The sequence below is a fragment of the Veillonella magna DSM 19857 genome (assembly GCF_000428745.1).
Classification (GTDB): domain Bacteria; phylum Bacillota; class Negativicutes; order Veillonellales; family Veillonellaceae; genus Veillonella_A; species Veillonella_A magna.
Map to the genome: position 1 here is coordinate 1 of NZ_AUAN01000027.1, position 7,025 is coordinate 7,025.

General features: G+C 44.1%; 5 protein-coding genes. 1 reads left to right on the plus strand and 4 read right to left on the minus strand.

Features of this window, described 5'->3' with window-relative positions:
- The 4 genes from G344_RS10920 to G344_RS0106820 all read right to left on the minus strand — a co-directional run.
- A partial coding sequence (locus G344_RS10920) for a hypothetical protein (protein WP_038155211.1) occupies positions 1–1,844 on the minus strand: 1,844 nt, incomplete at its 3' end.
- Positions 1,845–2,398: 554 nt separating this feature from the next.
- Positions 2,399–3,745 (minus strand): adenosylmethionine--8-amino-7-oxononanoate transaminase, encoded by a 1,347-nt coding sequence (gene bioA / locus G344_RS0106810; RefSeq protein ID WP_028255543.1) that lies wholly within the window; start codon positions 3,743–3,745, stop codon positions 2,399–2,401.
- 80 nt (positions 3,746–3,825) lie between these two features.
- A complete protein-coding gene (gene bioD, locus G344_RS0106815) occupies positions 3,826–4,494 on the minus strand; it encodes a dethiobiotin synthase (protein ID WP_028255544.1) in 669 nt (222 codons plus the stop codon).
- A gap of 328 nt (positions 4,495–4,822) precedes the next feature.
- Positions 4,823–5,413, minus strand: a complete 591-nt coding sequence (locus G344_RS0106820; RefSeq protein WP_038155214.1) for a biotin transporter BioY — start codon at positions 5,411–5,413, stop codon at positions 4,823–4,825.
- A gap of 554 nt (positions 5,414–5,967) precedes the next feature.
- Here G344_RS0106820 and G344_RS10925 point away from each other — a divergent pair.
- Positions 5,968–6,897, plus strand: coding sequence for an IS1634 family transposase (locus G344_RS10925; RefSeq protein WP_051245844.1), 930 nt, complete (start codon positions 5,968–5,970; stop codon positions 6,895–6,897).
- Positions 6,898–7,025: the final 128 nt, after the last annotated feature.

Genomic DNA, 7,025 nt, shown 5'->3' on the forward strand with positions numbered 1-7,025 from the left:
TCTATCGTTACGTTTTCCCCGGCTGTATACGTTGTATCCTTTGCTGAAATTTTTCCGTTTTCTATCATTACGTTATCTCCGGCCGTGTACGTTGTATCCTTCGCCGAGATTTTTCCATTTTCTATCGTTACATTATCTCCGGCCGTATACGTTGTATCTTTATCTGTCGCCGAGATTGTAACATGTGTTACCCCATCTTTTTCTTCGGACTTAACAGTTACATTATCGCCCGCCTCAAAAGAATACGTAGCCGCATTACCTGTATTCGTATTGGTAGCTGTCACGGTTATCGTACCATAGTCGGGTTTTGTCGGATCATCCTGCTTTGTAATCGTTACACCATCACCGGCCTTAATACCGTTAAAGAGTGCCCCTCGTAACTGGCGCAGGTTAACCGCATCCGTATCATGCGTCCCATCAGCTACATATTGAACTTGTCGGATATACGTAGCCGTTTGTACCCCTTGCTTATTATAAAGTTTACTACCAAACGATACGGGACCACGCAAAATATCGTTGTCCGCACCGGTCTTGCCATTACCGTTTACACTAAGCTTTGCTTCACTGTACGGTGCTTTTTCAACTTCAACAACATCTTCGGGCAAGGACTCTGATTCCATCCCCAGTGCTACGCCATAATCGGAAGAAGCAACTGACCAAGCACCGACTGCTACACCCTCCTTAGCCGCTGCTTTTGCCCAATAACCGACCGCAACCGTATCTTTAGCCAACGCCTTCGACTCACGACCTAACGCTACAGCTTGCTTAGCTTTTGCCTGTGAAAGCAATCCACCAGCCAATGCGGCTTCTTCCGTTGCTTCCGCCCCCGGACCAACAGCTGTCGCATAATTCGCCGTTGCTTTAGATATATATCCTATTGCTACCGGTGCCATAATGTTATTCTGTGTCATTGCATACTTCCAACCGAAATTCGACATAACGATATTAGCTGTATGCTCTCCACCGGCACCACCACCGGATTGCTCAATCAATTTTTCATAGCTGGCAATACCGACAGAATCAAACCACCATTTATACTCGTTGAATAAAATAGGATCTACTTTATCCATTCGTTGGTATTCTGTTTGCGAAGCATCATAGGCGCCAAATTTATTAGGAAAATGTTTTTGTAAATATTCCGCATAATGAAAAGATCCCGGTGTATACAGCGAATCGGCAAATGCCGTCGCTGCCTCCAAAGAATTGGCAGCAACCGCTCTCGAACCTAACGCAATAGACAATTCTCCCATGGCCACAGAATCAAGTCCCATCGCAATACTTTGTGCATTGGCTAAATTATTCTTACCAACTGTAATCGCCGCCGATGTCATTCCGGCCTGTTCTCGTTCTGTAGGTACTGTTCTGTTAAATACTCCAATACCTACACTACCATTACCGTACACTCTGTTCTGATAACCCATCCCCATACTTACTCCATTGCCAGGACTAAGCACTGTATTATCATTCCCAAAAGCATACGCCTGACCGGCATAGTCATTATTAATCCCATAAATAATCCCGCTATTACTTTGCGTACTAATATTCTTGTTTCTCTCACCTATCTGAGGTTCTTCAATCGTACCTGCCCGTACAGACACCGCCCCTATTTTGATCCCCTCACTACCGGAGTGTAACGTCGTGCCCCCAAAGAAAGAAGTAAACCACGTCTTTTCTTCGTCAGTTAATCCATCCGTATTACCGCTTTCCACAACTTTCTTTAGTACCGCCGCTTGGTCAACAGCCGCGCTTATACTATCTCCCCCAAAGAACAGAGTAACCCCCCAAAGGACTGCCATAGCTGCTAACATTGCACTTATCTTTTTCGTTTGACTCCTCTTCATCATGTGATTACCCTCTTTCCCAACATATGCATATAGCCTACACAATCACGCGAGATACATATCATTATATCCATCGGCAATAAACGACCACTTCGGTAATTTATCTCTCCCAACGCAACAACATACTATACTTTATATATTACTACTTTTCTAACTATGTATCACTATGTTTATGATTTACAGCTATATTATTCATACCTTTCTCGCACAACAGAAAAAGAAGGAGATTACTATCGCAGACATGGCATTCGCCAGACCTGACTGTCGAGATAGAAATCTCCTTCTTCGTTTCCCTTCCCCGCTATTTGCCGTCCATCGGTTATAACAAGAGAGTACGGCAGTACTGCGCATTGGGTATTCGCCTGCCCTTCCCCGCTATTTGCCGTCCTCGGTGATTTTAATACAGCGAAAGAGGGGATCATAGCTACGCAGAGAGCATTCGTTTCCCTTTCCCCTATTTGACGCTCAACGGTTATAGCAAGAGAGTCCGGCAGTACTGCGCAGTGGGTATTCGTAAGACCTACCCACCTAGTGGTACTGCCGGACTCTCAAAATAATTAACCGATGACGGCACCAATAGCTTCTACTGTTTTAGCTATCGCTCTATCCAACGTTTCTTTATCAATGGTCAACGCCGGATTGAAATACAGCACATCTCCCAGCGGTCGAAGGAGCAATCCCCGATTGAGGGCGGCTTTATAAATCTGATAGCCCGTTCGCTGTTTACTGTCAAAGGCTTCCTTGGTTTCTCTATCCTTTACTAATTCAATGGCATTGATTAAACCGATGTGACGAATTTCACCGACATGCGGATGATTGCCCAGTGCCGCGTTCAGTTGCTCGTGAAGATATGTTGCCGTTTCGGCCGCCGTATCCAGCACATGATCTTCTTCCATAATATCGAGCACGGCCAATGCTGCCGCACATCCCATCGGATTCCCCGCATAGGTGTGGCTGTGCATGAACGCTTTGTACTCACCGTAATCTGCATAGAACGCATCGTAAATGTCTTGCGTTACGATGGTAATGCTCATCGGCATATAACCGCCGGTCAATGCTTTCGATACCGTCATGATGTCCGGGCTGACCGATGTGTGATCGAAGGCAAACATTTTTCCCGTACGACCGAAGCCGGTAGCAATTTCGTCAGCAATGAGAAGCACGCCGTACGCATCGCAAAGCTTGCGCAATTTTTCCAAATACAACGGCGGATACATGCGCATACCGGCGCAGCCTTGTACCAACGGTTCCACAATAACCGCCGCCAGTTCGTGACCGTGCTTAGCAAAATCTTCTTCCGCTTTCACAAAGCATTCGCACCGGCAGGTGTCGCGCTGCTGACCGTAAGGGCAACGATAGCAATCCGGCGCTTCCGTATGCACCGTTTCCATGAGCATCGGCTTATAAATTTTGGCAAACAAATCCATACTGCCTACCGACAAGGCGCCGATGGTTTCCCCGTGATACCCTTCGGATAAGCACATAAACTTTTGCCGTTCCGGATGTCCCGTCTGGTATTGATACTGAAAGGCCATCTTCAGTGCCGCTTCCACCGCACCGGAGCCGTTATCGTTGAAATGAAATTTAGCCAGCCCCTTGGGGACTAATTTACTCAGACGCTGTGCCAAGGTAATCGCCGGCTTATGACTGAGATTGGCAAAGATAACATGTTCCAAGGTGTCCAACTGTTTTTTGATGGCTTCATTAATCCGCGGATTGCAATGGCCAAGCAAATTACACCACCACGAGCTGATGATATCGATGTATTCCTTGCCATCCACATCATACAGCATAGAGCCTTCGCCCCGTTCGATGACGATAGGCTTTAATGTTTCGTAGTCTTTCATTTGCGAACAAGGATGCCATATATATTTTAAATCCGTATCTACCCAATTCTCTTTCATGTCTCTATCACCTCAACCTAATAGGAATGTGTTATACGCCGTTCCTCACACGATGCGCATACCTTTGTTGTAAATTCGTTTTATTCGTACAAACTAGCTAACATGGCCGGATCCGCTGCAAGCTCCGTATCCCCCGGAGCTACCTTTGCCAATACCTTGCAACCGGTTAGCTCTTCGATCATATACACATTGTCTTCCTGCATAGTGCCGCCGGTGTAATGATTTAAAATAATTCCCTTCACCGGAATATGGCGCGCTTTTAAATATTCCACCGTAAGCACCACCGTATTGATCGTGCCCAAACCGGCATCGGCTACAATCAGCGTCGGCAGGTGGAGCCAATGAATAATATCCGTTAAAAAGTAATGACCTACTTCGTCATAGCGAATCGGACACACGATACCGCCGCTGCCTTCCAGCGTAACAAAATCACGGGTAGCCGCTACCCGTTGATAGCCTTTGATGACCGTTTCCTTTTCTACGGGATTGCCTTCCAGCTTAGCTGCCAAATGCGGCGACACCGCTGTCTTATACAAATACGACAACAATTCTTCATCGGACTGTCCCAGATTAGCCGTTGCATTGACAAAGCCTGCGTCACTTTCAGCCACACTATCCGCGCCACTGATAGCCGCCTTGTAATAGCCTACGTTATATCCCGCATCATGAAGGCGTTTCACCAGTAACGCCGTCACATAGGTCTTACCGATGTCCGTACCGGTGCCGGTAATAAATAATCCCTTACTCATGTTACATAACCTCTTTTCTCTGTACAGGGCAAATGCATGTTTCAAATTCCCGTACATATACACTGTAATCAGACTATATTTAATGTTATTATATATGCCGATTTTTAAAAGTCATATGTATTATATCCGTAGATATATTCCTTCTATCCTTTGGATATGTCTTCTCTATCTTATGTATCTTTATCTTATGTATCTTTCCCGTTCTCTATCTTATGTATCTTTATCTTATGTATCTTTTCCGTTCTCTATCCTATATACCTTTTTTATTCTTTATACCTTTTCTGTTTTTTATACCGTTTCTATTCGCTGTATCTTCTTCGGCTTGTTACTACCCGCGATGACGAATGGCCGGAATGACCCGCTTACCCAGCATCGCTGCCACAACGGATAGGAAAATATCTCCCGGCACGGCCAACACGAAGCAGTACCACACAACATATTCAAAGGATACGGCTTTGCCTAAATAAAAATTGCACACCACATACAAATACGCCATGCCCAACGCATACACGACAGCCAAGTTTGCCAACGTTGCTATGAGCAGTCGTCCGAAGGTAGGTCGCCCTTCCCCTTCCGTCATGCGTCCGCTAACATAGGCACCACCGATAAAACCTAACAAATAGCCAAAGGTAGGCTGAAAGATATAACCGGGTCCGCCACCTTCCGTAAAGATAGGCACGCCCATCAATCCCAATACCACATACACGCCCACAGCCAATGCGCCCAGGCGTTTGCCCAATAGCAAACCGGCCATAGCAGTAAATAAAAATTGTAATGTAAACGGACATACCGGCACGGGCACACGAATGAATGCACCTACGGCGATAAGCGCCACGAAAAGAGCGCACACGATCATGGCATACACCGACAATCGCTGTTGACTGCGGCCGTCCAAAGCCGCCGCCTGTTTTACCTGCATAACCTATACCTCCTTATCATCCACACCTCGGATGAATACCTATACCATCCACGTCTCGGATGCGTACCTATACCTTTAAATTCTCAATTACCTTACTGCTATTAAAGCACACTGCGTTCTTATTGTCAACTTTGTTTATTTGCAGTGGTTTATAATGGTAACAATATCTCCCTATCTCGAAAATATAGTAAACAACTAGGATTTTAACCGATAGTTCTCCCATTTCTCTCCCTTGTCACCTTACCTACCGAATATATTCCACCACTGCCGCGCCTTATCATCCACATCCGATTATCATGAATTTTGCACGGCTCATTCTCAATTACATTCTATGGTTATACAATCCCGCTCTTACGCTTAAACTCAAATTTTCTCTCCTGTCCCTAATAAAATGAGAGGCTTCTATATTCGGAAGTTTGACACTTGCTTCTAACCCTTCAACAGCATAAATCCTACAACCAAGCCATTTATGGCTTATTTTTTTGTCAATTTTTCGTCTTTTCTATTAAGTAATATTAAGTAACACGATATATTGAGGTGAGGAGTGATGGACTATGCGACTAAAAATTTCAGAATCTAAAAATTCTAAATCACTTTATGTTATTCGCTCAACTTATGAGAACGGCAAACATTCTTCCAAGGTGGTTGAAAGACTTGGAACATACGACGAACTAAAGAAAACCAATGACGATCCAATCGCATGGGCTAAAGAATATATTCGCAAACTTAATGAGCAAGAAAAGGAAGAAAAACGGGAAATAATTGTACGATTCAAGCAATCTAAGTACTTAACTAAGGATAAGCAGCAACATTTTTATGGGGGCTATTTGTTCTTACAATCGTTATATAACCAGTTAGGATTTCCTAAAATCTACCAAGATATTGCTTCGCGTTATAAATTTACCTATGACTTGAACAGCGTTTTATCCAGGCTCATATACACAAGAATTCTCTTCCCTTCCTCCAAAAAAAGTTCTTTTGAATTTGCTAAAAACTTTCTTGAAGCCCCTGCATTTGACCAACACCAAATGTACAGAGCTCTTGAGGTCCTCGCTGAAGAGGATGACTTTATACAATCTCAGCTGTATGCCAACAGCAAAAAATTAGGTAAACGAAACGACCGCATCTTATACTACGACTGCACAAATTTCTTCTTTGAAATTGAACAGGAAGATGGTATCCAAAAATATGGTGCGTCTAAAGAACATAGACCTAATCCTATTGTAGAAATGGGGCTCTTAATGGATGGCGATGGTATACCACTAGCGTATTGCCTACACAGCGGTAACCCAAATGAACAAACAACATTACAACCATTAGAAAAGAAAATTCTAAAAGATTTTAATCTTTCCAAATTCATCATTTGTACAGATGGTGGCTTATCTTCTCTATCTAACCGCAAATTTAATACTCGTGGGGAACGAGCTTTCATCACTACACAGTCACTTAAGAAAATGAAGGGACACTTAAAAGATTGGCCCTAATGACTACAAGCGATTGGTAAAACGAATCAACATTACACCAGACGGTGAGGTTGCAGCAAAAGAATTACAAGCACTAGATTACGAACGCATAGCAAAAGAAGCACAGTATGACGGATTTTATGCTGTAT

Bases quoted from the DNA above. Each gene is read 5' to 3' on its own strand.
- G344_RS0106820 (WP_038155214.1), bottom strand. From the start codon at position 5,413: ATGCAGGTAAAACAGGCGGCGGCTTTGGACGGCCGCAGTCAACAGCGA.
- bioD (WP_028255544.1), bottom strand. From the start codon at position 4,494: ATGAGTAAGGGATTATTTATTACCGGCACCGGTACGGACATCGGTAAG.
- bioA (WP_028255543.1), bottom strand. From the start codon at position 3,745: ATGAAAGAGAATTGGGTAGATACGGATTTAAAATATATATGGCATCCT.
- G344_RS10925 (WP_051245844.1), top strand. From the start codon at position 5,968: ATGCGACTAAAAATTTCAGAATCTAAAAATTCTAAATCACTTTATGTT.